The organism is Lysinibacillus sp. FSL H8-0500, assembly GCF_038051955.1.
GTDB lineage: Bacteria > Bacillota > Bacilli > Bacillales_A > Planococcaceae > Lysinibacillus > Lysinibacillus macroides.
Map to the genome: position 1 here is coordinate 3763535 of NZ_CP150292.1, position 26930 is coordinate 3790464.

The window sequence follows — 26930 nt, forward strand, 5'->3', positions numbered from 1 at the left end:
CTCTTATTCTGAATTTTAAGATTTGCTTCCCCAGTGTAGCACTTAAAATACCTTATCTCCAGACAATATATAGCATAAAAGTAATAGAGTTGTGGATTTTTTAATAAATTTTCGGTATGATGAGGGGAAATGAATGATTAAACTAGTGAAATTTAGTAATACATTGAAGATTACATTTTTCCTAATAAAAAATTAGACTACTTCATATTTCTCAGCAATCTAACTTTTCATAGTTTTATTAATTCTAAGTTAACTTATTTATATCTAAAACCATCATTGGTTCTGCACCCTCTATAAAATAAGATTCAAATTCAAGCTGGTCATAAAAAGCAACTAATCTTTCAATATCTTTCTTACGTTTGCTTTTAGATTCATCACTAAAATTAACGTCTTCAATCGGTGATGGTTTTAAAATAATATAATCTATTTCTAAAATAGTGCATAACTTAATTAACTCTTTAATTGCATTTTTCCCATATCCATTATTTCGATAACTAGGCTCTAGCAAAATTTTATCTAATGTAAGAAACTTTGGAGACCATTCTTCTAATTCTTCTTCAAATAGCTCTATAAAAGTGGATATTAGCCACTCCTCGTCACTTGATGCAGCATCTGCGATATCTACTAACTGAAATTTATTCAATAACCTAGAATTAAATATTTTAAAATGAATATAACCAATATTCTCCTCTGCTTCCCCCGTGCTAAGTATTATCTTTGAACTTCCATCTATCACTAAAAATTCTTCATTAACATTTATTGAAGAATCTATTGAGACAGAGCTTCATTCGCTTTTATCAGGAACTAGCGCTGACATTTGCTGTTGAAAAGAAGGTAGTTCTGACATAATATCCGCAGATACTGAATCTATAAGAACTTGCCAAAATGTTATACTTCCATCAAGGACATCTAACTTTATAAGATGATTATAGATAGCTTCTAGCTTCATCAATCTGTGATAATTACCTTTTCTATTCGTTTTTTTATTGACTGTGTAGTAAACAACATCCCCTGTTGGCAAGATTGCAAAATAAATTTCATACTTATCTGTAGAAATAATCCATGTTGCCTTGTCCGTATATTGAATGGAGCATGTTGAATGTTTCTCAACAGCACTCTTTATAAATGCAAGATTCTTCTTTTGATCAAATATTGATACGTTAAATAATAATGCTTTCTCTAAATCTGCTACCTTTTTAAAATACGGTAAATAATATTGTTTAAGCTCCTCAGTAATTTCCATCTTTACACTCCCTATCCGATTGCCATTCTAACTTCAATATAACACGAACATTAGTTCTTAAAAAGTGTTAATTAAATCTATATTATCCTTTTACTATATATTTCAGCAAAGTAGAAGAGGAATATTAAAAAAGAGTCTAACTCCCATTCAATATCCCTCTATTTTCTTTGTTAAGGACTATTATTTTCCACTTTCCACCGCTTCTCCTTTAAACAAATAATACCAATCAAGCCAATTGCGGAAAAGAGGGTTGGTATGATTAAACCATAGAAATATCTATCCTCTAAACGTCCGGAAATATCCAAAACATAACCAAAAATCATCGGTAGCAATGCGGCACTAAAAAAGCCGCCTGTATTGGCAAAGCCTGAAACAATACCAGACTCTGCTAGAGGAAAAGACTGACGAACAGCCGCAAAGGTTAAAGCACTTGCTCCATAGCCAAAGCCAATCATAAAGAAAAGTACAATAAGCAAGAAAAATGACGGCTGTCCTTTACACAACAGGAACGTCAACCAGCTTAATAAAACAGTAATATGAACAACAATATATGGCATTTTAATTGTTACTAGCCTGCTGGCAATCCCACTCGTTAAAGGAGCGCCAATTAATGCCCCAATTAGACCAATCATAATTAGCTGACTTGCACCTGAACGCGTCATCCCATACATATCCAGCCCATATGGCACTGCCCATGAGCTGATAAAGCCAACATATCCTCCAACAACCCCGAAATGGCAAAAAAATAAAGCCCATGCCTGTCGATTTAAACAGATTCTTCGTAATAAAACAGCCGTTTTCTCTCGTTGTACTTCCTCTATTACCGCTGCTTGCTCCTCTGGAAAGATCCGTCTTGGACTTGTCACAAGCACAACGTACAGAAGCACACCACATAAACATAGTAAGAATCCCGCTGCAAGAAATATTATTCGCCAACCAAATAAAAGGATCATTGTAGCAAAAGGAACTGTTGCTAATAAAAAACCTAAGCTTCCTGTCATACCTGCGAAGCCAATTAATCGAACAAATTCCTTTTTATGAAACCATTGCGCCAAAATAAGCACCATATTCACCCATATCGTCGCATCGCCTATCCCAATCAGCAGCCTCGAAAAAAATAGCACAAATTCATGTGTACTAAAACTGTAAAAAATCGTTCCTAAACCTGTAAGAGCAGCACCAACGATTAGAAAAAAATTTGGTCCAAAGCGATCCGCTAAAATCCCCATTGGAATTTGCAAGCTCATATACACCAAAAATTGTACACTTGTCAATAACCCGATTGTCGATGCCGTCACACCAAAATCCTTCATTAATTGGTCTGTAATTAACCCTGGTGCAGTTCGTTGACTTGCCATAATCAAATACGTAAACAATACAGAAGCAAACACAATCCATTTGTACTTATCATGCTGTCTATCCAATAATCATTACTCCCATTAGCTTTTATATTATTTATATGAATGGTATGCCAAGATAAAGACCTTTTTTGAATTAAGCTCTGCAAACGAAAGTATCTCCATGATAAAGTATCGAAAAATTTTTAAAGAACGGGTCGTGCCTGTAAATAGATGTATCTGAATCTAAATAAGTTAATAGTCTATATAATTGACGAGCAGATTCAGCGTTTGCAAAACTATGGCCTAGAATAACAGTACCAAGATCTTGGTTACCAAATTCTAAGGTTTTGTAAGTTTTCTCCGCTTCACTCCACTCACTTTCAGGGAGTAATCTAAAATACACTATTCGGGCACTATTATGATTTTTTAACCCTTCTATATATTTTAGCTTTTCTATATACCCCCTGTTGTCACAGCCTTATTTACAATTACCTCATCTTATTATCAATGAATATAATACTTAGAACTCAAAAAACAACGACAGCAATCGCTTCTTTTTAATTACATTTTCACCTTGTAAAACTTTAGTTCTGATAAGCTGCAAACTAAGTTTGTGATTTACCTAAAATATTTATTACAAATAGATATTTAAAATCTTCATCTTCGTTTATTACGCTCTCCCATATGACCATCTCACAAAATCTAAACGCATTCGTTGTCATTACTTATGTAATATCAGCCATTTCATTAGGAATGGTCTATCGCTCTCATACCATTGGGAACATAAAAAATACTCTTCTTCATGTATACGCACTTTAAAAGAATAGTAGCGTTCTGGCCTAATTTCGTTGGTTAGACTTACTTTTTGAAGAAGCGGATACTGAATATCAAAATTTTTCTTTGAATAATTCTTCGATTGCATCAACTCGATCTCCTCTGGTGAAATCTTGCCATCCTCTAGTATTTTACGAAGAACAGTTTTTGCGATTATACCAATTTTCATATCCTTTAATTCATCGAAATTATTATCATCTGTTAAAATTTGCTCTTTCGTTGTGTTTACATTTGAAGAAGGCGTATGAGTTTTAAGCTTTCTTTGAACTTTATCTGAAAAAAGATTATACATTTGTAAGCTACGTATAAATAATTCCGAGGTATCGGAAACGTAATCCATAACCTCTAATACAGGTGTGAGAATTTTTTTGTTAAACTCATCATTAGCAATAATTTGAATATTATAATGTAAATCAAAGCCATGTAAGACATTTTGGATATCATTCATACATTTATTAAGGTCTGTTAATACAGCAGGATTAACTTTCGGTGCTGTAAAAATAATTGTTGCTGTCTTATAATGAAAATAGCCATATATACACATAACTGTGCGTATAATTTTCTTTACTACTCGTGCAATTGTTTCATCTTTAGAGCCATAGTTTAAGCCAAATTCATGGAAAGCGACATCAACCGCATAGATATGATTTTCATTGCCACTAAAGTTGATGCCGACTACATCAATCTCTGCCTGTTTCAGCATTTGACCTATACCACTATTTTTCTTATATAAATCATATCCATACTTTGTTTGAAAAAGACGATGTGATTGATACATAAGCTGCTCTAAAACATTACTATGTTGGAGCTCCCATCCATTCGATGCTTTCCAATTCATTTGAACCAATTTGCACATTTTTATATGCTTTAACCAGGATAAAATAAGCGATTCACCAACTTCAATTTTCATAATACACCCAGCCCCTTTGCTTATAAATTTTATAACCTTCATTATTACCTTTATTATACTATTTTACGAAGGGAATGTGAGGTTGCTAAACATACATCATTTAACAACATATAAAGAAAAGCATTTTTCTATAAGTGGATTAATCGAAAATTGCAACAGTAAAAAACATCTACCATTGAAAATGTAATGTAAAATACAGTTAGTCGTGCTGTACGAAGCATAAGCACACAAATAACTAAAAATAAATTGGGTGAAGATTTTTCATACTGGCCGGTCCTTATATAACCTTGTAGTAGGTTTTACTTACCTTTTGGATATCTTTCAAACATCACAGATTTATGTAACACTAAGAGGATATGCTATTTAAGAAATAGATTGTGTCTTACTTACACTTTTTCAGCTTTATCATTTAATCTATAATACTCCGGCTCTACATCCTATGACCAGCCAAAGAAAAAGGAATTACCATCAGCATGTCCCATAAAAGCACACCTATTGATAATTCCCCATTTAACTGTTCTACCTTTGTGGCAAACGAAGATTATATTATAGCAATACAGTATTAACTATCATATTTCCGGTAGCTGGGTGTTTTCTTACTTTCTCAAAAACGCTACTAGTCAATGACATTAATTATTCAGCAATTTATCTGTCTTTTTTATGAAATAATGATGCAGACAAAACTCACAAATTCCATTTATTTATCTAGTATGAAGCCTGTAAACCATGCTTACTAGTAATTACTATACTATTGGCTGAGGCTGTTCTGCACTCACATGTATTGCTGGCTTACGGTCTTTCCATGGCATTGCTTCCTCTAACTGTCTACCTAACTGTAATAACGTCAATTCATCAGCAAATTTACCTGTCATTTGTAGACCAATTGGTAGGCCTGATTTACTTTCTGCTAAAGGCAATGATAAGGAAGGCTGACCAGTAGCATTAAATAAATTTGTAAACGGTGCATACGTGAAAATTTGCTCTGTCCATTCAACAGCTGAAATGTTAGGATTGTTGGCATTTAATTCACCAATTTTAGCAGGAAGTGTGCCAATAGTTGGGCTTAATAAAATATCATAGTCTTCAAAGAAGCCTGCTACCTGACGCGAAACGACTGCATTTGTATGAATAGCTTCCAATAAATCAGCCGCCTTTAACTGACCACCATATTCGTAGCATTTCCAAATGGCTGCTTCAATATTGTCTGGAGAAACTGCTTTACCAGTTCCCGCTGCGGCACCCTTAATCATTTGATAAATATTCGCTGTCCAAATATTAACTGTTGCCTTTGTAAATGATGCTTGTTCATATTTAGGACGTGCTTCTACTACTTCGTGTCCTAGGTCTTTTAAAACTTGAACTGTTTTATGAACTGCTTCTATACATTCCGGATCGACAAATGCTCCAGAATTTGTTTCAGTTGTCCAAGCAATTTTTAGAGGGCGTATTTTTTCCTGGATAAGCTGTCCATATGGTGCATGTGTTACTTCTAATTTGGAATAGCTCCCTAAATCAGGGCCTGCTACTTGATCCAATAAAACAGCTGTATCGCGAATTGTACGAGTCACAGCGAACTCAATGGCAATACCATTTAAAGGCTCACTATTGAATGGACCAGCTGGAACTCTTCCACGTGTAGGCTTCAATCCAACTAACCCACTACAGGAAGCGGGAATACGAATAGAACCACCACCATCATTGGCATGAGCGATTGGCACAATACCACTCGCAACAGCAGCTGCGGACCCACCACTCGAACCACCTGGACTATGCTGTAAATTCCACGGATTACGTGTAGCCCCATAAATAACTGCTTCCGTAGCGGCATTATAGCCAAACTCAGGTGTGGTCGTAGTACCTGCTAAGATTAAACCTGCTTTCCGAAAACGAGCCATTAACTCGCTATCAACGGGTATAACTGTATTTTCAGCTATACGACTTCCCATACTATGCGAAACACCCTCTGCATGTAACACAAGCTCCTTAATAAAAAATGGAACACCTGCAAACGGAGCATTTTCATCAACCTTCTCAATTGCTTGGTCCGCTTGCTCCTCTAAAATACTGACGACTGCATTAATGGATGGATTGACTTTTTTTATTCCTTCTAACGCTAATGTTTTTAACTCTTGCGGTGTTATTTCCTTTGATTTTACTAGTTCTGCTAATCCAATTCCGTCATATGATGCATACTCTTGTAAATTCATATCATCACCTCGTATAAGTTTATAACTCTAATGTACTGAATATTCTAAAATATCACTATTACCCAAAAGGATAATTCTTCTTTAAGTAGAATATAAGTGTTTAATAGAGAAACGAGGTGTTTTCATGTTTTTGGAAAATGATTTAGAAAACATTCTTAAAGCGAGCTATCATATTTCGAATATGAATGTGAATCAAAGTGATGAAGGATTTAAAAGAGAACTTTTGCAGACGTTAAGTGAACATCTCGGCTATCATCATTTATTATTTTGGGAAATATCAAACAACGAATTAAACGCACCCATACATTTTAATATAGAGGTTAATATACTAAATGATTATTTACGCACATATAAACATTTTGATCCATTACATCCCCAAAATATAGAGACACAGCCTTCCATTCAACTGCTGCATAAAAATGAAGTAATGTGCTTACAAAAACAAACGCACTATAAGGAAGTTTTTTTGAGGGAAAATTGCTATGAGGATGAAATGGCAATGTATTTGAAAGTAGACGATAAATCTATAGCAGTAATCGGCTTTTTAAGAAAAATGGGAGAGAAGCTATTTAATGAAAAAGATATTTTAAAATTAGTGTATTTGAAAAAAAATATCGAAAACATGTATTCTCTCCATCACTATTCACAGCCCTCCATCGTGTTGGAAATGACAGAACGAGAACAAGAAGTTTTAAAGTTTGTATTTAAAGGCTTGAAAAACATAGAAATCGCCCAGCAATTATTCGTCAGTGAAAATACGATCAAAAAACACCTTCAAAACCTATATAGAAAGTTTCAAGTAACCAATCGCACCCAGCTGCTGGCAAAATGTTTGAAGTATATTGATCATGTTTAGTAGTGTCCTCCAAAGAATAATTTCCTGTTCCATATCTACCTATTGTTACATTGAACTCTTATACCATCCTTCTTTTATTAAATAGAGGTCATTTGGACTTTAGGCGTATCTACAATATATTCTGAAATGACATGATAAAAGAGACATTTCCAAAATCGAAATGTCTCTTTTCTATAATGTTTAATATTTATCACAGACTTTCTTTAGCTACACTTTTATTTTGTTTTGGCAGTTTCAATCATCCAGTTAGCTAAGTTGTCTATTTGTCCTTCTACAGCAATCGGATCTCTAAACCATGACTGACTTTCAGTCCACAAGTATACTTTTCCATCTCGAATCGCAGGCAAGTTACCCCAAATCGGATCAGCCTGCAGTTCCTCTAACGTTGATTCCGTTGTTAAAACCAAATAATCTCCAGTATACTCAGGAAGCATTTCTAGCGAGAATTCATAAAATGATTCAGCTAGCATATGTTCTGGCACAGTTGAAGGTGGATTCGCACCTAATATTTCATACATAATGCGACCCCCACGTCCAGATTTCGGTCCAAATAAGAATACCTTTCCATCATACTCCTGCATGACGGAAACTGTCTCTCCCTCCTTAAGTACAGCTTGAACTTCATCACGTAATGTACTTGTATGGCTCTCAAAATTGGTAATCCATTGTTCAGCGACATCCTTTTTATCTAATAAATCACCGAAATAACGCATTTCCTCCTGAATCGTTTCAAAGCTATTGTAGGGCATAGCCACAGTTGGCGCAATCAATGAATATTTCTCCACTGCTTCTTCTTGATTCAGTTGAGTAATGATTAAATCTGGTTTCAATTGAACCAGTGCTTCTAGCGAATCTCCCACATCTGTCACACCATCAAGCATCCCTTCTATGTATGGACTTTCCATTAAAAAAGAATCAGAGGCAACTGGTTGGACATCAAGTGCCAATACGGTTCCTAAATAAGCAGGTGCCGCTACACGTTGTGGTTGGGCAGGCACTTCCACATCTCCGAGTGCCGTTGTCATTGTTCGCATTTGGTTGTTGGCAGGTGCTTCAGACTTACTTTGATTCGATTTAGTTGAGTCACTATTGTCGTTTGTCCCTTCTGATGATGTCCCACATCCCGATGTGACCATAGTTAGACACAATAGTGCCATTGCTAACAGATTTTTCTTTCTAATTGCCATATCATTTCCTCCATCTAGCATTAATTGATAATGAATATCATTACCACTTAAATAATACTTTGCTGGATGTGGAGCAACAATGGACAAATTTGTCCAATTCATTGTATCTTTCGAACCTATATCCTGATATTGCTTGCGGTATTCCCCTGGTGTTATACCTGTTTGCTTCTTAAACATACGGTTAAAATAGATAGTGTCAGGATAACCAACATAAGCAGCTACTTCCTGTAGTGTCGCTTCGGTATCACATAGTAACTTTCGCGCTAAATCTATACGTAAGTGAATCGTATAATCAAGTGGACTGCATCCCATTTGCTCTTTGAATTTCCTCGAAATGTATTGTGGAGTGTAATTCATTTGCTGGGCCAGCTGCTCCATGGAAATCAAGCCACGATAATTTTTTGCAATATAGCGGACAACTTGTTCGGCTAACGATGGGGCGTGTGCATGCTCCATCCGCTCCTTTAACGCTGTATGTACGAAACGGATGAAATCCCCTTTGGCCTTCAGTCTCATTAATTCCTGGACATCCTTCATGTTTTTCTCTTTGTCTAGCTGTTTATTGTCTATTTGTTGCCAGTCTGCAAGCATAGTTTCTAGCATCTCCAACGTAACGAGCGGTTCGCACGGTGACACTGCCCAGCTTTTCATAAATGGATTGTCTATTTGCATTATCATATGAAACTCTCGCAATGCTGCAGCAGGCAAAGAAGCATTATATAAAATCATATAGATATCAAGAAAATCAGTAGTTTGAACCGTTAGCCGCTGCCCCTTGCCAATATGTAGCAAATGAAACCTTTCAGATAGCCACACTTCATCGTTTACCCACAGTTCAGCACGTCCATTTGCTACAAACATAAACATGCTTGCTGGTGTTATATAATCATAAATCTCATCGCCACGCCCTATTCGTTTTATCCGAACGTCGAGTACACGAATGACAACTTGATTCCACAATTGAATTTGTTCACCTATATTCATAATAAAACCACGCAACAAATGCTATCTACCCAGTCCATTAGATTGCTCCTTCCCAAGCATATTACAATTTAATCAAATATGATAATCATTCTCATTTTGATTTTTGTTTTAAGTTATGTCAAGGACAGTAAAATCATTTCTGACTATCCAATTAAGGACGTACCTTGTTAAATTTAGTACGTTAAACCGTTGTGTGTAATTTATTTTGGTTTCAAATAAGCTTCTACACCTTCATATTCGTTTTTTTAACCCAACAAACGATTGATTTGCCGATTAAATAGCGTCAAACAGCTTCTTATTTTCCTCAGTAGTAAAAACTGCGCCACTAATTGGTAGAGTGTGTCTAACAATTGCTGACGCAGTTCAATAGTAAGGGGTTTTCAAAAGATACATTAAAAAAGCACAAATTGTCTGAATAGTATTATAAACAAGAAATTTGTATTTACGTTTAAAAGAAAAGTTTAATCCTCAACATAAATCGTTAAAACACTCCATCATTTTGGTTTTCCCTGAATTATGCGAACAACTTCACAGCTGCGTCAGTACAACTAAATACAAAAAGGCATGTTAAAAGTTTCGCGACTTTTAGCACTCCTTTATCCCATTATTAAACAACAGTGATGACATTCACATCTTTTTAGCCTGAATCCCTCGAATCGTACTTTTTGGAATTGTTGCATCATGCTCCACAATGAATACTTTTGAGAAGCAGTGGTAATACATTTCATCATGTCCCTTTGGTGACACAATAATTAGCTTACGTTGTAGCTCCTCGGCATAAAGATTAAACACCTTATTTTTCCGCTCATCATCTAATGCGCTATCAAACTCATCAAGCACGATATAGCCTGGTGAAGTAGCCAAGTTTTGCAGCAGCGCGAGTGCGAAAAGAAGTGAACTTAGTGATTCCTCCCCACCTGATACACCTAGCCCCACCTTTCCACTACGAGCCTTCATACTCACATCTTCAAGTGCACCTTGATGCCCAATTTTACGCGCTTTAATATAAAGTCGGAAATTGACACGACCTGATTTTTCCTCAATGCGTTCCTTTTCCACTTGCCCTTCAAACTGAAACAAATCCATATACTTTTGGAAAAGCGTATTGATTTTGATTAAGTGCATCGTAATCGTGGTTTCTAAACGGTCCTCTAGCTCATTTGCACGAATGGTATTGCTTTCAAGTAATTGCTCCGATTTCGCTAGATCAGCATTTTTCTTATCGAAATCAGCCTTTTGTTGATCATAATTTTGCTGGGCATTTTCGTTAATTTTTTCTAAACGGGCATTGCGTAGCTCAGCTTTAACTTGTTCGATTTCAGCCTGTAGCATTGTCAGTGATAAGTTCGTCGGGAGTTGTTCGTCTAGTTGCTGTGCTTCTTGTGGTAACACCTGTTCAAGTTCAATCATATCAAGCTCACAGCGACTTTTCATCGTTTCATCCAACTCCAGCTTGTCCTTAGCCTTTTGAATCGATAAATCATAACCTGTTAGTTGACTTTCGACAATTTTTAACTCGCTCTCGAATAGTTGTTGTTGTTCACCAAGTTGCAATTGCTTACGTTTTTGCTGATGAATTTCCTGCTCTTTTGTCTCTTGTTCCTTAGTAAGTTTTCGAATATTTTGCTGCAACTCTTTTCTAGCCTGCTCAATCCGTTGTAGCTGCATTTGCTGCTCTGCAAAGGCACCGAGCTCCTCATGAATTTGCCATTGTTGCTTATAAATATTCTGATGATACTGTGCATCAATTTGCTCGCTTTTCAGCTTATCTAGTTGGATTTCAAGTACGGTTTGCTCATCATAAAGAGCTGACAATTTTTCTTCAACAAGCTCAAGCTGCTGCCTATAAGATGCATAATCCGCTTGCTTTAATAAAGTACTTTCGGCTAATTGCATCGTATGAAGATGGCCTTGTAGCTGTTTCAGCTGTTGTTGATTTTCTTCGTATTGCTGTTCTAAATATTGCTGCTCGTTCTTTGTTTTTGTATATTGCTGCTGTACGTCCTGCAACAGCTTTTCAATTGCTCCATCACTTAAAATATATTGCGCTGCCTCTTGCGCACCGCGAACACCACGCGTATCATATAACAGACCTTGCTCGATTTTCGGGCTCTCTAAGTAAAATTGCTGCACCCACCAAAGTGCCTTATTCGCATAATTCTGCTGCTGTTCAGGTAAATCGCTGCGAATTTGTAAGCCATACTCTGGTAGCTTCGAGATACTTTCAGTCGGCACAAGCTGTTGAAGTGATACATAGTACAAATCATTGACTGGCTTATGATTTTTTCCGACATAAAAAATGGTATATTTAATCGCCTCTAGTTGCTTTTCTAACTCCAATGGAGCAGATGGCATAAGCTCAATCAACTCACGTAATGTGTACGCCTCTAGTTGCTGCTGCTTTAAATGAAGTAGTCCCTGCTGCTGGCGTTTGGATACAACCTTTTTTTGTTCATACAGTGTCACTTTCTGTTCCAACATTTTTAAATCCATTGAAAGACGCTGTATCTGTTCAAAATCTTGTTCATTTTGCCGTGATAGAGTGTTAATTTGCTGCTCGATTTGCGCACTGCTTCCATAAATTGCTTTGTGCTTTTCTGCATTTGTTATTTTTTCTTTTAGCTCTGATGAAGTGATTTCTATATGGACTTTTTCTTGTTCGAGCTCGCGCTGTTGCTGGCGTAATTGGCTTTGCAGATTACTGAGTTCACCTATTTGGTTTGTAATTATAGCTAATTGTTCATTGGTTTCTTCTAGCTTACGTTGTGTCGTTTCGGCATCAAAACGTAATTGCTTTCGCTTTTCATCGATTTCTTCAAGCTGCTGCTCTAACTGCTGCTGCAAGGCTTGTTGCTGTGTGTCTTCATTTTCTTGCTGCTGTAAGTTATCGGTAATGATGATTAATTGCTGTGACAATGTCGCAACATTCTCCGATAATTGTGATTTTTGGTGCTCTAGCCTATCAATTTTACTCTTTAATTGTTGCTGAGTAACCGTTAGTTTTTCCTTTTCCACTTGATATTTAGCCTTTTGCCCGGCCATCCTTTCCATTGAGGTGCTATAATACGTAATGATGTGTTGGAGCAATGTGTAGTATTTTTGACCAGATGTGAAAATACGCCTTTTGTTATCTAAATATTTATTGAGCTCGGTTTGAGCCGCATTCACACTTAGCTCCGCGCCTTTTTGAATACCCTTTAAATATTCAATTTCCGTACGAACTTCTTTAATTTTTTCTAATGAAGTTTCCCATTCCTTTTGCATTTCAGAAATCTCGAACATGTCACTAAATTTGCGGAAACGCTCTTCCGGGTACATCGCCGCAAATTGATTGACTTCTTGCTGATACCAAATTAAATAATAAACATCTGGCTCAATTTTATAGCGCACACGCAAATCTTCACGATACGCCTTAAATGTACGTCCCGCTGTCCCACCAGATGTATAGCGGGCATGAGATGTTAAATTCGCTGTATCTTGCCCATTTAAAACCTCATACTCACGCTGAATCGGGCTATTTTTCGTATCTTGATTGACCGTCAGCTGAAAGGCGATAAATTTTGGACCATCAATTTTTGTTGGGCCTTCATTTAGAAATACGAGCGTTATACGTGCATACCAAGGGTCATTTACTTTTAAATTTGTTGAACGAAGTCCCTCTAATTCTACCTTCGATGAATGTAGCACGGCACCAAGGCAAAATGTTAATGTCGATTTCCCCACACCATTTGGACCAGTAATTAAAATATGCTCGTCTGCTTCCCCAAAATGAATCCTTAGCGGTGAGTAGTCGCGAACGCCATGAATTTTCAATTGATATGGGATCATTCGTTTTCCTCCTTAATATGTAGGTTATAACGATTGAAAAACTTCATTACTTCTTCTTTACTAAGCTGTGTTTCCTGGGCAAATTCCGTTGTACGTCGTAAAAATGACTCTGAAAACATATGTACTCCTATGGTCGTTAGCATATATGCCTCTTCTGAGACGGATTCGTAGTCTGTAACCGCGCCAATTTTTTTCAGTTGGTCGATATTATTTTTTAATTTACGATTGGCATTTAGTGATTCATGGCCAAAATCAACTAGGATTTGATGCAGCAGCGTAAATTCATGCCCAAGTACTTCTTGGTGATAAAATAAATACAACATAATTGCGAGCGCCTCACTGCTTAATGTAGATTTCGCATGTTTTGCTGTTACATGCATCATGACAATCACGCGGTCTCGACGATCATCATAAATAATACGGAAATAGCGACTTAACGCGGCATTTAAACGATTGATAAAGGAATGGAAAGCATCATCATCTCCACTTTTAATGCCAAGCAGCTTTTCTAAATCCTTCTTTGCTAAGCCGTAATTTGCCCCTTTGATCGATGCAGATGAAGAAAATAATAACTGCATAAATGCTAATTCCTCTTCGGTCGTTAGATAACCTTTTAAACTATTCATCATCATGAGGGTATTGTCGAACGGTAAATCGTTTGTCGTCATCGTCTATCCACTCCCATTGTTTTTCATAATCTTTCGTTTGCTCGATAGGCTGCTGTTCTACCTTATTGTTACTAGTTAATGCTGAGACAGCTAATAATGAAAGAATTGCATCATGCCATCTATTTGAGCTCGATTCCACAATAAGTTCTTCCATTTCCGTTTCACCGTGCTCGGTTAAATAATTTTCAATTCGTTTGGTATCAATCAGTGATTGGATCATTTTCCATGAAACCTCTTGTAATGCTTCTTTTATTGGGCGACTATCCATTTCGGCCTCTTCATATTCAGGCTCAAGCTGATGAGAAATCGGCTTTTCTAGCTTCGGTTCATACGTTTGCAAATAATGTACGGCTTCTGTAATATCTTGCGGGCCAATTGGTGCAGCAAATTTTACAGGGACCCATAGGCCATCCATCGCCTCTTGTTCATATTGATTTTGTTCCATAAAACTTAAAATATCATGGGCTGTTGGGATATTCGGATTGGCTTCTGGTGAATGCATCGCCAAAATAAACTGACGCACTTTTTCTGGTGAAATGATGTTAGCGGTAGGTGTGAGCTGCATATTGACAAAGCGAATATATTTTGTTAGCAAGCTTAAGCTAAGAGAAGTCCCTTTTGAAATTGCAGCCGTTCCGCGGCGCATTAAATCGCTCATTTTCGTACTTTCTTCGACAGTGCCAAACTGTTGTAAGCGCTCATTTAATTTTGTTTCAAGCTCAAGCATGAGTTGATTAATTTTCTCCAACTGCGGTAAGGCATTGCGATCAGCAAGGAGTTCAAGCTGGCGTTCCTCTAATTGCTTAATTGCCTCTTCAACATTGTAAATCATCGATGCGATTTTATTGCCTCCAGAAATCCCTTGGTCGTCGTAGGCAGCGCTTATTTCGGCATCGCGTCTTGCTTGAAATAGCGAGCGGCCAATATCATCCTGCAAATAATAGGCAAGTGCATCGTTACCCATGCGAATTAACCCGTCCATTAAATTTTTTCCACGGTCACGCATTTTAATCTGACGGCTCTGTTTGATTATCCAATTATTGCGTTCTAAAATCGTGAGCATTCTCGTAATTTGCGCTAATGTTGGCGGTTCATTATCTTGCGAATAAGTAGACTGATATCGGTAGTATAGTACTTCCTCATTATCGATGGCATCTTTAATCCCAAGAGATGCTTCGTTAATTAACTGAATAACATTTAAAAAACGAATAATTTCGATTGGGGAATCGTACATTTTTTCTGTGCTTAATTCCTTTAACACACCTGCTAATGATGCTAAATCACGCATTGATTTCATAAATTCTGCAGTTTGGTAATCGCTTGTAAAAATCGAAATCGGTGCTTTTATATCCAATTTATCCATTGTTCAACCCCTCCTAACTGCTGTTCCTGTTCATGTGCCTCTTGCACTTGGGCGGTATAGCTTTCAATTGAATGATACAATTCATAATCACGCCCAACTATTTTTACAGTTCCCTTAACTAATGCAGCGGCATACCTAGCAATCATGATACCCTCGCTATCGGTATCTGTCCAAATAATCGTTTGTTTAATAGCTGATTGCAGTAATTGCTCTATAAATTGCTTATGTGCAGAACGAATTTGACCGTCTAAACAAACGATGCAGGAATTCGTTTGCCTTAAAAATTCTGTCTCTACAGCCATACGCGTTAAAATTGCTCGGTTTTCAACAAGCCATAACGTTGTATTTGTCGTTGTAAAAGGTGATAGTAAGACCGCATTATCGGTCGTCGCATGCACCGCGCCAATCGCATACGTTGCAAGGCTATTTTGCACATTACCAGTAAAATAAATTGGCACAATTTTTCCGATGCTCACTAGCCCGTAAAGCGTCGGGTCAATTCCACTTTGCTCTAGCTGTGCTAAAAAAACCTCACGCTGTTGGTCAAATACCTTTGAGCCCCCAATCTTATCATGTAAGGTCGCGCCGATTTCCTTAAAATCAAATAGCTCCTTTTGCAAGGATAATGCATAGAACGCTAAACAAAACTCAATATATTTCATCCTCTTTTTCATTGTCCACTGTTTAGGCAGCACATTCCATTCGATCGCCTGTTGAAATATCTCTGGTAACGCTAGTTGCTCAGCCTTTTGCTGTAACGCCTGCATCTGTTGCTGCTGATTTGTGAACTGTTGCTTCTCGGATTTTTGTTGCTCTTCTATGTACGCTGGGCCAATGCGGTAATAATCCTCCTTGACGCTTATACCATCTGTATGATAACGAATTTCGCGCACAATCCAGCCCTGTTGTAGCCACTGTTGAATCGTGTCATTCGATTCATCTAACATTCGCTTCGCATTTGGTGTGAATTTATAGGATGCTAATTTTTTAGGAAGTGGGGAAGTAAATTCTGTATGCATTGTCAACTTTAAATGCGCAACTTTACGAAATGTACGCGCAGTCTTTTTGACTATAGTCGCAACCATTAATTGCTCTTGTTGTTCTACCTTTTCAATTATTTCATCTTTTTTCAAAAAATACACTTGGATAAATGCCTCATGCATCGTAAAAACCCTCCTTTACCTTGTTTCTAGTTAAATAGTAGCGTACCCTATGTTCTGTTTGTTATAAGGAGCCACGAAACAGTATGTCAATTGGTAGCATCTTTTCCTACGCATCCGTTTCTTGCTGGTACATCTCTTTGAGAGCCATTTCCTAAATTTAGTAAATATCATTACTGGACTGATTAAAGGATCTTGTTTCTAGTGTTTTAGCACTTTTCATTAATTTTGAAACTAGACGCTTATCTAATAAATGGATAACCTAAATTCAAAATTATAAATATTAATAGAATTACTAAACATTATTAGATTAAATTTTCTTTGCTCCTTTGATTATTTTTACCATAAGTGTGACCTCTAAATTTAATTTTATTATAAGTTCTAGTAATTTAATTAAATAGCCTTATTTTGATTCCCAAATTGAATGCCACAGTACAAAATCGCCCGAAAACTCAAGCAAAAACCCTAATTTAACTGGTGGGTTTCTCTACTCATAAAACGCTGCGATACTGACCCATGTCTAACAACCTTCTGAAAGGTCCGCCAACTGCACTCCATTTTCTCACTAACCACTAAAGGCGAGCAAATAGCCGTTTATAGCAGGTTCGCCTGTCAATTAAATATCATTAAACTACCTTACCTTTTCAAATAGCCTACATAATGATGAAACACTTAATTTGGGCGAGATACTTACCAAATATGAAAACAATTGGGATATTCCATTGTTTCAATAATTTCTACATCTCATATAATTGGCGAACAATTCTATCTATAACTGCTTTAATTTGACCATAAATAATTTACCTTCTTTACTTTAGTGCCAAGACGATGTGAAACTTACAATGCCCTGTTATATGTACTAAACTTTTATTATCCATTTGGATCCCCTTTCGTACGAAGTCGTTTGACCAGACCTGAATCCATAGTACGGCTGGGGATTTTTTCTTATCATAGCTAAAAGCTCATGTATTGTAGAGGCTTTCAAAAGAATATAAAAAAGAGCCTGTTAAACAGACCCTCGTTTTCTCTTCATGATATGATTGCCTTAACTTCTTTCATTTTTATCCATGATAATAGTTTTCTTTACTACTCAATAACCGTTTACTGCTTGCCATGATTTAAGTTGTAAGTATTCTTATAATAGATCATCAACTTTAGTAGTCTTCTTGCCTTTGGATTGCTAGGTAACCTACCAGTACCACTACACACCCAACATTTACCATTATTAATATATGAATATTCTTATATCGATATCGTTTACAAGATAATTTTTATATTCCCAATCACTATTAGCATCAAAATAGTCCCTATAACTATACAACCTTACCATCCATTAATTTCGTAGGCACTTCCTTGGAACCCCTGTTTCTATCTATTTATTTCTCTCAACAATCATCGCATGACTTCCAAGTTCTTTATAGCTTTTGAAAAGCTTATCGGCATTATGTGAGACTCTTCCTTTTAGCGGATTCATCACATGAACGGTATTATTGAGCTCATTATAGCCAACTAACACAACCGCATGTAGATTAATCGTAAGCGACAAATAATGCCCACCTATTTATTAGATGGGCATTTGGCATATACTTTATTTAGATTTAATAGGAACGCGACATTCTATTGGAATTGTCTTTGACCATGGCAAGATTTGATCAATCGCTGTAACATCGCTTACATCTAGTTGCGGTAATTGTTCGAATAGATATGTTAAGTAGTTCAGTGGGTTTAACTGATTCTCTTTAGCTGATTCGACGATGCTATAGATAATAGCACTTGCTCTTGCACCTTTCATGGATTTGGCAAACAACCACGCCTTCCTTCCCATTACGAAAGGTTTTATTGAGCGTTCCGCTCTATTATTATCTATTTCAAGACGCCCGTCTTTTAGGAATACAATAAGTTTGGGCCATTGATTTAGAGTATATGTAATGGCTTCTCCCAGCTTACTTTTTGGGGGAACTTGTGGACGTTTCGCTTTAAGCCATGTCAAAAAGGCCTCTAACACAGGCTTGCTGTGTTCAAGACGTTGTGTTTTACGTTGTTCAGGGCTACAATTTTCAAATTCTTTAGTAATCTTTTTTTCAATTTGAAATAATTGATTACAGAATTGAAGTCCTTCTGCAGCTATGGTTGATTTTTTATCAATATTAGCTGGTAGTGATCGGAGCGCCTCATCGAATTTTCTTCGAACATGAGCCATACATCCTACCAACTCAACTTTTTCTAACTTATGATAACCTGGATAACCATCGACATGCAGATATCCCTTAAACCCTTCAAGAAATGCTTGAGGATGTTTGCTGTGTCGCGATGTTTGGTAATCATATAAGATATTTGCAGGAACATCTCGACTTGTTCGATACATCCACATATAGGAATTGGAGTCTGCTTTGCGTCCAGGTTCATCTAGGACCTGAAGAGTCGTTTCATCCGCATGAAGAGTATCATGCAAGATTAATAATTCATGCATTCGATTATAAAGTATAGAGAGCCAATTCGAAGCACCATAAATCATCCAGTTAGCTAAAGTTTGACGTGATAAATACACACCTAAACGCTCCAATTGTTTTTCTTGACGATAAAGGGGCATGCCTTCTACATATTTTTGATTCATAATATAAGCCATCGCCGATGGCGATGCGAGACTTTTTGGATAAATAGGTGCTGGCATTTTAGCTGTGACGATGGGCGTTTCAATGCCTTCTCGTTCACACTGACGGCAACTATATACATGTTGAACATGCTCAATGACTTTTACTTGAGCAGGAATGACTTTTAATTCTCGTCTTATGTCTGTGCTCATTTCATGAACCATTTCACCGCAACACAAACACACCTGCTCTTCTTCAGGCAAACGATAATGGATCGTTTCCGTAGGCAAGTTTTCAAGTTTCGCAGCTCGCTGTCCCACATATTTTTTTCTTCGATATGTAATCGTTTCAAGTGTGGGTTCCTCTACTATTGGATTTGCTGTTCGTTCAGCTTCATTAAATAGAAGAAGTTCAAGTTGATCCGGATTTGTTTTTTCACTAGAAGTCCCAAATTTTTTATGTTGGCTTAGTCGGAATTGTTCTTCCAACCATTTGAGTTTTGCCTGTAAGACTTCATTTTGTTTTTCCAGCTCCGCATTTTTTGCTGTAAGTTCTTCAATTGTAGGTGAGTTGACTACTTCGTTTTTATCCATAGAAAAGAATTTCGACAGAAAGTGTCGAATTCCTTTTCTTAAATACTACTTGTTGCGGAAACTTGTTGATGAGCATGTTTTTGCTCGAATGGTAGACCATCTAGTAACCAATTTAATTGGCGATGATGGATAGGTAGTGGACTAGCTGTTCGTTCATCTGGCCATTGGAAAACTCCCTTTTCAAGTCTACGATAATATAACCAGAAACCATTATAATCCCAATGGAGAATTTTCAATTTATCTCGTTTGCGATTACAAAAAACATATAAATTAGAAGAGAAGGGATCCAATTGAAAGCTTAGTTGAACAATTGCAGCTAGTCCATCAACGGACTTACGAAGATCTGTTGAACCACAAGCTAAGTATACTTGCTGAATTGGTGTTTTATTGAACATGAACTTGAAGAATCTGAAGCACTTCTGTAAACAGTACTCGATCGAATCCTTCTGAAATTTCAATTGAAACATCTCCTATTTTTACAATCAACGGAGTTGTAGTTTTATCCAAACCGTTGGATGATGTAAAGGTAACCCATTGTGTAGATGTTGAAGTTGGAGCGACGTGAGTTGCTTCTAGTTGTAATCTTCTCATCCATTGGTACATGCTTTGCAGACCCACTTGATTTAATTGACACCAGGCTTTAACACTTGGCTCACCACTTGATCTATAATCTTCAATTCGTTGTTGCCACATTTGTTTTCGTTCGTCCAGTGACATAAAAAACCCCCTAACAATTGATGTTATTGTGATTATCACAAAACACGACAATTATTAGAAGGTGTGTAGTATTTGACGCTTACTTTTAATCTATAAACAAAAAGGACCAAATCCTCACTTTTTAAATGCCTTTTCTGAAGAAGTAGTATTTCAAGACACTATACTGGAAATTAGAGATAATGAAGATGATGCACTGGTTAAAAGGTGTCCAACCTCTATTTTTATTAAAATGGAGCCTAATGAACTTATAAGTATTATTAATATAGATTTTGAGATAATATATAAAAGCTTTGAAAAGATAACTCCAATCATGGAAGCATTTCATTTTATAAATGCCTTTTGTCTAAACTGTGTAACAGCCTACGATCAAACCAATAGAATAGAGTTTTTATATCTGGCCAACAGAATATATTCACTTCATACAGGTGGATTAGACGAAGATGAGGAACAAATAATTTGCATTAATCAAATGCAAATCCTTAAAAGATTAACCGGTAGTTTAACCATTGAACAAACAAAAGAACTGATGCAAATGAAAAGAAACACTGATAATGAACAATTAGACTTTTGTACAAGTGTATTACTTGGGGGTACTCTTGAAGCACAAACAATTTTTGAAGGTTTTCCAGACCAAATCAAAGAGGCATACAAAGAATATCCAATATATCGGCTTTATAAAGAACAACTACCAACAAATTAAAGTTAACTATCTCCCTTATACACCGCTTTATTTAACTAAGCACTTGTCGAAGGAGAATAATCAGGTGAAAAATAGAAGAAGCTACGTAAAATTTCTATCTAGCTTCTTCTCTCTACATTCATTGAGCTTCTTGTTTTGCTTCTTATTATAATAAGATACTAGATTATAGTATTCTTTTTAAGTATACTCTTGCCAAAAATAAAATTAAGTATATCCTTGCCAGCACGGCAAACATATACTTAAAATCACATACCGCTACAATCTTGCTCACCTTTATGTATGGAGACGGCGGGAGTCGTACCTTCCCCCTTATATAACCGCAACCGTCCCAATTATTAAAAGGACTTTTAGCCCCTACTATAAATATCCAACTACGGTTTTAACTACGAGATAGAAAAAATATAAGAGTTACCAAATCAAATACTATATCCCCTATTCAGTAAACCTTTCCTTAGGTAATAATAAATTGTTATAATGTTTAAAAAAGGATATGATTCTAATGCAACAACATTATGTTTCTCCTGTTTATGGAGAAGGAAAATTTAATTGCCCTACTTGTTTTGCTTTTGCCCAACAAGATTGGTATGAAATTAATGATGCTGAGAACGGATTTTATAATTTAATAATAAAAAATGATTTAACTCGTATTGTTGATTCAGAAATATTGTCTAGTTTCCAAAAGAATGGATATGCAACTAATAATGTGACAGCTATTAGTATATGCTTCCAATGTGATCATCCCTCAATTTGGGTAAAAGGTAGGTTAGTTTATCCAATGGCTTCTGTGGCTCCTTTACCGAACCCAGATATGCCGGAAGATGTAATGAAGCTTTATAATGAGGCTAGGGAAATAAGTTCTTTATCACCGAGAGCCTCAACTGCTCTTTTAAGGTTAGCTGTTGAGTTGCTATTACCACAAGTAGGTGCTAAAAAAGCTAAAATTGATAATATGATAAGCCAATTAGTTGGAATGGGGTTACCTAAAGAGGTAGAAAAAGCTTTAGATAGTTTAAGAGTAATTGGAAATGAAGCTGTACATCCTGGAACTATTGATACAGGTGATAATAGTGATATAGCAATTGCTTTATTTAAAGTATTAAATATTGTTGTAGATAGATTAATTACACAAAAAAAGGAAATAGACGAGCTTTATAGCTTAATACCTGAGGAAAAAATAAAAGGGATTAATAATCGAAATAGTAAAGCTATTACCCCACAACCATAATTAACATTAAAATAAAAGTCGCCCATCAAAAAAGAGAGCGACTTTTATTTATTTTTGATTTCTATAAGGTCAATAATCTCTCTAATATCATCTAGTTCTAAAGTATCAGCGATTTTCTCAATATGATTAAAGTTTATATTTTGCCTTTTTTGATTAGCTAATTCGCTCAAAGCAGCATGACGAATATCAGTTAAACGAGATAATTCCCTTAACGTAATGCCTCTTCGGTTAATAAGCTCATGAATCTTTACTTTGACTCTTCTTGTCATAGCTCTCCCTACAATCAAATGATATTGACTAATAAGGAAAATTTACCATATACTAAAGAATATAGTGGTACGCATACACGTACCATTTGTGTGAGCTACTATAGAATACTTTATAAGTAGGGGGAGTATATTGTGAGTGAACTAAAAACTGATGAGGTGACCGTAAAGAAGAAGCCTCTTTGGAAAAGCAAGGTTACTTGGGTTATCGGAATTATCCTAGTATTATTTTTAGCCTATAAATTAGGTAGTTCTTCGAATATACCAGAAGGCATAGGAGAGAATTATTACAGTAATGCATTATGGGCGTACCACGAAATAAACGAATCACTTGAAAAGGGAGAAATTCCAAGTGAAGAAGTATTAAACTCTATTCAAGGTAACACAGAAGAGGTAAAATCGAATCCAACTAAGTACACCGAGAAGGAAAGATATATAAGCGAGGAGTTCGGAATACTCTATATTGGACTACTACTTATCGTATCGGAGGAAGTCGCTGACACGACACAAACGGAAAATCGAGTATACGAAGCTCTCTCGAATCTAGCTAACGTATTAGAGGTCGATGAAGAATACTAAGTTTAATCACAGAAATATACAGGAATTAAAGACGGCTTATTTTAATAATAAGTAAAGAGTTCTCTCGAAAGTTTTTACTGGCGAAGCCTTTCTCTGCGTAGCAGAGAAATAATACTAGAAGGGACGATAAACTGTGAAGAACACTTATTACGATGAACTAAGTGAAGAACGTGACGGATATGTGATGAAAAACGAAGAAAGTGGCGTAGAGATAACTTGTACGGAACGATATGTGAAGGCTTGGGAAGAAAGAGGCTTTAAAGTAATAAGAGAAGGACGTATTCACCTAGTCGAAGAAAAGTAAATAACTAGAAAGAACGATAGCCCCTTGGATGAGAACTGGTCGATAAACCACCAGAAATCATCTGAGGGGCTGTTTTATTTTACATTTGGATAAAATACCCAATCCGCTCCTTGAATGTGAGAAAACGACAAAGAAACATTTAATTTTATGTCTCCATGAGAAATGAGGAGTATCTTTCTTCCCTACCGCTTTATTTATGTAGACCGCCAAAAAACTGGCGGTACTGCGAAACGAGGGAGGTGGAAGAATATGGCTGACTATTATAACTGTATCTTGAAATTTATCGGTGATTACTATGTCGGAGTGAAGACGTATGGAAATGGAATTAAGAAAGGACGACGGTCTAAGAAAACGGAAGCCGCGCTGAAGGAAGAAATCCGAAAGATAGAAATGGATTCGATGCTTTCGGATGTCGAGAAGATGGTCAAAATTACTGTCTTAAAGGAAAATTGGAGCGAAGAAAACGAAAGGAAGAATACTGCTACGAAAGAACCGAAGGGACGAAAGCTGACGATGAAGGAAAGGGAGGAATTTAGCGACTTAATGGATGTGAACTTTAAGTGTGGTGATAAATATGTGACACTGACCTATGCGAAGGAAGATGTATCGCTGGATGAAGCGGGACGGGATTTCGATAATTGGATAAAGCGTATGCGTGAAAAATACGGGAATTTTAAATATCTAGGTGTACGCTCGTTCCAAGAACGTGGTACTATCCATTTCCATGTGCTCATGACGTTACCTGATATACCGATAGAGGAATTAAAAAGCAGTACATTCCAAAGTATATGGGGGCTTGGAACTGTCGATGTTAAAAAGATTTATCATCTGAGTATGGTTGGAAAGTACGCGAAATTGAAAAATTATCTCCTAAAAAATTTATGTGAGTTTAGAGAAGACGAACGCTCTTTCGGTAAAAGGTTACTCCTAAAAAGTAAAAACCTAGAGAAGCCTCTTGTTATTAAGGGAACGTATAAGGAGATTATGGAAATTTTAAACGGTCTCGAAGGCGATTTAAAAAAGGTAGACGGCTATAAATTTAAACTCGAATACTTGAACTTTATTGCTTCTACAACCTATAGACGAATACCCAAGAAAGGGGAAAGTTAAACCTTTAAAACCAAAATACGCTAGGCTGTAATGAAAATTAATTGTATCTGTGTATGAGGAGATTAAAAGGAGACGCTTACACTTCTTTAAAATTAAAAACCAAATTTAGGGTTGTAATAATACGTAATAACGTACTATGCTTATTTGTAATTTAATTCCAGTTAACAACTCTAACTTGTTAATGGAGGAGAAAGTATGTCACATAATGCTGATGAGCTAAGTAAACTTTTAACCACTGTGGTGGCGAACGTGATAAAAAAACATCAGGACTCATTACGTCCAAAGGAATGGATGACACTAAAGGAAGCGGCGAAATACGCAAACGTCGCTCATAATACCTTTGTGAAATTTCGAGAATCGGGATTAAAAGTGGCTGAGGTAAACGGGATAAAACGCGTCTCCCGCCATGAGATTGATACTTTCTTACAAAAACATAGTTTCTAACTACAAATACGAAAGGAGGAAGTTTATAACGCTTCCCTCCCCTTTCTACCTTATATATCGAACAGGAGGAATAGGAATGGCGAAAAAGAGTACGACGCCTATTGAAAGTTATATCTTAAAAAATGGAGAAACGCGTTATAGATTCCAAATTTATCTAGGAGTCGACCCATTAACGCGGAAAGAACAACGCACCACTCGAAGCGGCTTTAAAAAGAAGAAAGATGCGGAACTAGAACTCGCCCGTATAAAGCTCGAAATTTCTAAGGGAACGTTTCGGAAAATACAGGCAGAAACCTACCAAGATATATATGATTTATGGATTAAACAGTACGAAAAAGACGTGGAAGAAAGTACGTTTGTTAAAACAACAGGTTACTTCAAAAACCATATATTACCTGCTATGAGCTTATATAGAATTGATAAGATTACTGTAGATGTATGCCAAAAGCATGTGAATGAGTGGGCGGATAAACTGAAGAAATATCGAGTAATAAAATCCTACGCCGCGGAAGTAATAGATTTCGCGATGAGGCGCGGCTATGTACGAACAAATCCGTTTAAGCTAGTAGATATGCCGAAGCCCAAGAAAACATCACCCCAATCAGTGACGGATAGTGAAGAAAATTTTTATACTCGTGAGGAGTTAAACGAGTTTCTCGAATATCTTAAAGAAGAAAATAACCCTAAAGTCCATACTTTTTTTAGACTACTAGCTTATTCTGGTATGCGTAAAGGCGAAGCGCTCGCACTTCAATGGAAAGATATAGACTTTACTAAGTCGGAAATCCTTGTTAATAAGGCACTATCGAGAGGGAAAGAGAGTAAACTCTATCTAAAGAAGACGAAAACAGGAAACGTCCGAACTATTAGTATGGACCCAGAAACGATGAAGCTATTAGACCGATGGAAAAAACAGCAACGAAAGGAGTACTTTACTTTAGGCTTTAATACGTTAAACGAGGAACAGCTCGTATTTAGTAACGAGAAGAACAAATTTATACAGCCTACGAAAACCCGTAAATGGCTCATTCATGTACAGGAAAAATATAACCTAAAGAGGATTACTACACACGGACTACGTCATACACACTGTTCCCTCCTGTTTGAAGCGGGCGCTAGTCTTAAGCAAGTCCAAGACCGCTTGGGGCATTCTGATATTAAAACAACGATGGACACTTATACCCACCTCACACCAAAGGCTAAATCAGAAGCTATTCAAAAGTTCAATAATCACATGAATGGCTCGCTCTAAAATTAACTACGGTTTTAACTACGGTTTGTTTAAAATCCTATAAAACTATACGAAAGAGAAAAACACCGAAACCCCATATATACCATGGGATTTCGGTGTCCATTCAAACCTATAATTTCCATAAAATGGAGACGGCGGGAGTCGAACCCGCGTCCAAAGACTCCAATACTTCAGCTTCTACGCGTGTAGTTTGCCTATTTACGATTCACGTAACATTATGCCGACAAACAGGCGTCCTGTACGCTAACCTGGAAATCTCTTGCCGATGACTCAGGTGGCACCATCGACCGTATCCCACTAAAGTTGGGCCCCACGTTCTCTACATGGGCGATAGAGAGGCAGAGCGCTTAAGAGCTTACGCTGCGAAAGCTAAGTTTTGTTGTTTGCCAGTTATTATATAACTGTCGTTGATGACGGAGCCGAGCCCTCCGACGCGCGACTAAAGCTTGAACCATCCCTGTCGAATCCGTAACGTCCCCTTGAATATGAACTGAAGCAGCTTGGCCTCGTTCAAACAAAGAGCTAGAATTACTTCTAGTACGGTGGGAGCTTAAAAGTACGCTTCCATG

23 protein-coding genes and 1 other RNA gene are annotated in these 26930 nt (G+C 36.8%); 8 read left to right on the forward strand and 16 right to left on the reverse strand.

The window, feature by feature from the left end:
* Nucleotides 1-244: 244 nt before the first annotated feature.
* From MHB44_RS17985 to MHB44_RS18005, 5 genes are all read right to left on the reverse strand, one after another.
* Nucleotides 245-736, reverse strand: a complete 492-nt coding sequence (locus tag MHB44_RS17985; protein ID WP_341300273.1) for a hypothetical protein — start codon at nt 734-736, stop codon at nt 245-247.
* 48 nt (nt 737-784) lie between these two features.
* The gene (locus MHB44_RS17990; RefSeq protein WP_341300274.1) at nt 785-1243 is read right to left on the reverse strand and encodes a hypothetical protein; all 459 of its coding nucleotides are present in this window, start codon (nt 1241-1243) and stop codon (nt 785-787) included.
* Nucleotides 1244-1413: 170 nt separating this feature from the next.
* On the reverse strand, nt 1414-2667 hold the full coding sequence (locus tag MHB44_RS17995; RefSeq protein ID WP_341300275.1) for an MFS transporter: 1254 nt from the start codon (nt 2665-2667) through the stop codon (nt 1414-1416).
* Between the two features lie 637 nt (nt 2668-3304).
* On the reverse strand, nt 3305-4327 hold the full coding sequence (locus MHB44_RS18000; RefSeq protein WP_341300276.1) for a hypothetical protein: 1023 nt from the start codon (nt 4325-4327) through the stop codon (nt 3305-3307).
* 743 nt (nt 4328-5070) lie between these two features.
* Nucleotides 5071-6534, reverse strand: coding sequence for an amidase (locus MHB44_RS18005; RefSeq protein ID WP_341300277.1), 1464 nt, complete (start codon nt 6532-6534; stop codon nt 5071-5073).
* 124 nt (nt 6535-6658) lie between these two features.
* Between MHB44_RS18005 and MHB44_RS18010 the strand changes: the two genes are divergently transcribed.
* Entirely contained in the window at nt 6659-7390 is a 732-nt protein-coding gene (locus tag MHB44_RS18010; RefSeq protein WP_341300278.1) for a helix-turn-helix transcriptional regulator, read from the forward strand.
* 215 nt (nt 7391-7605) lie between these two features.
* Here MHB44_RS18010 and MHB44_RS18015 read toward each other — a convergent pair whose 3' ends face one another.
* The 9 genes from MHB44_RS18015 to MHB44_RS18055 all read right to left on the reverse strand — a co-directional run bounded on the left by MHB44_RS18015 (nt 7606) and on the right by MHB44_RS18055 (nt 20481).
* The gene (locus MHB44_RS18015; protein ID WP_341300279.1) at nt 7606-9561 is read right to left on the reverse strand and encodes an AraC family transcriptional regulator; all 1956 of its coding nucleotides are present in this window, start codon (nt 9559-9561) and stop codon (nt 7606-7608) included.
* Between the two features lie 627 nt (nt 9562-10188).
* Nucleotides 10189-13389, reverse strand: a complete 3201-nt coding sequence (locus MHB44_RS18020; RefSeq protein ID WP_341300280.1) for a hypothetical protein — start codon at nt 13387-13389, stop codon at nt 10189-10191.
* Nucleotides 13386-14057 (reverse strand): hypothetical protein, encoded by a 672-nt coding sequence (locus tag MHB44_RS18025; RefSeq protein ID WP_341300281.1) that lies wholly within the window; start codon nt 14055-14057, stop codon nt 13386-13388. The genes MHB44_RS18020 and MHB44_RS18025 overlap by 4 nt, the downstream gene beginning before the upstream one ends.
* Entirely contained in the window at nt 14008-15420 is a 1413-nt protein-coding gene (locus tag MHB44_RS18030; protein ID WP_341300282.1) for a hypothetical protein, read from the reverse strand. The genes MHB44_RS18025 and MHB44_RS18030 overlap by 50 nt, the downstream gene beginning before the upstream one ends.
* Nucleotides 15402-16583: a DUF2399 domain-containing protein gene (locus MHB44_RS18035; protein WP_341300283.1), complete on the reverse strand. Its 1182-nt coding sequence runs from the start codon at nt 16581-16583 to the stop codon at nt 15402-15404. Before MHB44_RS18035 ends, MHB44_RS18030 begins: the two co-directional genes overlap by 19 nt.
* Before the next feature lie 1369 nt (nt 16584-17952).
* Nucleotides 17953-18126, reverse strand: a complete 174-nt coding sequence (locus MHB44_RS18040) for a hypothetical protein (RefSeq protein ID WP_341300284.1) — start codon at nt 18124-18126, stop codon at nt 17953-17955.
* Nucleotides 18127-18168: 42 nt separating this feature from the next.
* On the reverse strand, nt 18169-19764 hold the full coding sequence (locus MHB44_RS18045) for an IS66 family transposase (protein WP_341300285.1): 1596 nt from the start codon (nt 19762-19764) through the stop codon (nt 18169-18171).
* 38 nt (nt 19765-19802) lie between these two features.
* Nucleotides 19803-20159 (reverse strand): IS66 family insertion sequence element accessory protein TnpB, encoded by a 357-nt coding sequence (gene tnpB, locus MHB44_RS18050; RefSeq protein ID WP_341300286.1) that lies wholly within the window; start codon nt 20157-20159, stop codon nt 19803-19805.
* On the reverse strand, nt 20149-20481 hold the full coding sequence (locus tag MHB44_RS18055) for a hypothetical protein (RefSeq protein WP_341300287.1): 333 nt from the start codon (nt 20479-20481) through the stop codon (nt 20149-20151). The genes tnpB and MHB44_RS18055 overlap by 11 nt, the downstream gene beginning before the upstream one ends.
* A gap of 310 nt (nt 20482-20791) precedes the next feature.
* On the opposite strand from MHB44_RS18055, the gene MHB44_RS18060 reads away from it, so the two are divergent.
* A complete protein-coding gene (locus MHB44_RS18060) occupies nt 20792-21181 on the forward strand; it encodes a hypothetical protein (RefSeq protein ID WP_341300288.1) in 390 nt (129 codons plus the stop codon).
* 499 nt (nt 21182-21680) lie between these two features.
* Nucleotides 21681-22406 (forward strand): DUF4145 domain-containing protein, encoded by a 726-nt coding sequence (locus MHB44_RS18065; protein ID WP_341300289.1) that lies wholly within the window; start codon nt 21681-21683, stop codon nt 22404-22406.
* Nucleotides 22407-22450: 44 nt separating this feature from the next.
* On the opposite strand, the gene MHB44_RS18070 is transcribed toward MHB44_RS18065, so the two are convergent.
* Complete coding sequence (locus MHB44_RS18070; protein WP_341300290.1) at nt 22451-22675, reverse strand: helix-turn-helix transcriptional regulator; 225 nt, start codon at nt 22673-22675, stop codon at nt 22451-22453.
* A 132-nt stretch (nt 22676-22807) separates the two neighbouring features.
* On the opposite strand from MHB44_RS18070, the gene MHB44_RS18075 reads away from it, so the two are divergent.
* The 5 genes from MHB44_RS18075 to MHB44_RS18095 all read left to right on the forward strand — a co-directional run bounded on the left by MHB44_RS18075 (nt 22808) and on the right by MHB44_RS18095 (nt 26361).
* Nucleotides 22808-23251 carry a hypothetical protein gene (locus MHB44_RS18075; RefSeq protein WP_341300291.1) on the forward strand — a complete coding sequence of 148 codons (444 nt, stop codon included), beginning with the start codon at nt 22808-22810 and terminating at the stop codon, nt 23249-23251.
* Between the two features lie 133 nt (nt 23252-23384).
* The gene (locus MHB44_RS18080) at nt 23385-23555 is read left to right on the forward strand and encodes a hypothetical protein (protein WP_341300292.1); all 171 of its coding nucleotides are present in this window, start codon (nt 23385-23387) and stop codon (nt 23553-23555) included.
* A gap of 249 nt (nt 23556-23804) precedes the next feature.
* Nucleotides 23805-24665: an RNA replicase gene (locus tag MHB44_RS18085; RefSeq protein WP_341300293.1), complete on the forward strand. Its 861-nt coding sequence runs from the start codon at nt 23805-23807 to the stop codon at nt 24663-24665.
* Nucleotides 24666-24860: 195 nt separating this feature from the next.
* On the forward strand, nt 24861-25109 hold the full coding sequence (locus tag MHB44_RS18090) for a helix-turn-helix domain-containing protein (RefSeq protein WP_341300294.1): 249 nt from the start codon (nt 24861-24863) through the stop codon (nt 25107-25109).
* A gap of 76 nt (nt 25110-25185) precedes the next feature.
* On the forward strand, nt 25186-26361 hold the full coding sequence (locus MHB44_RS18095) for a site-specific integrase (RefSeq protein WP_341300295.1): 1176 nt from the start codon (nt 25186-25188) through the stop codon (nt 26359-26361).
* A 123-nt stretch (nt 26362-26484) separates the two neighbouring features.
* Here the strand turns inward: MHB44_RS18095 and ssrA are convergent.
* Nucleotides 26485-26840, reverse strand: a transfer-messenger RNA (tmRNA) gene (ssrA, locus tag MHB44_RS18100).
* Between the last annotated feature and the right edge of the window lie 90 nt (nt 26841-26930).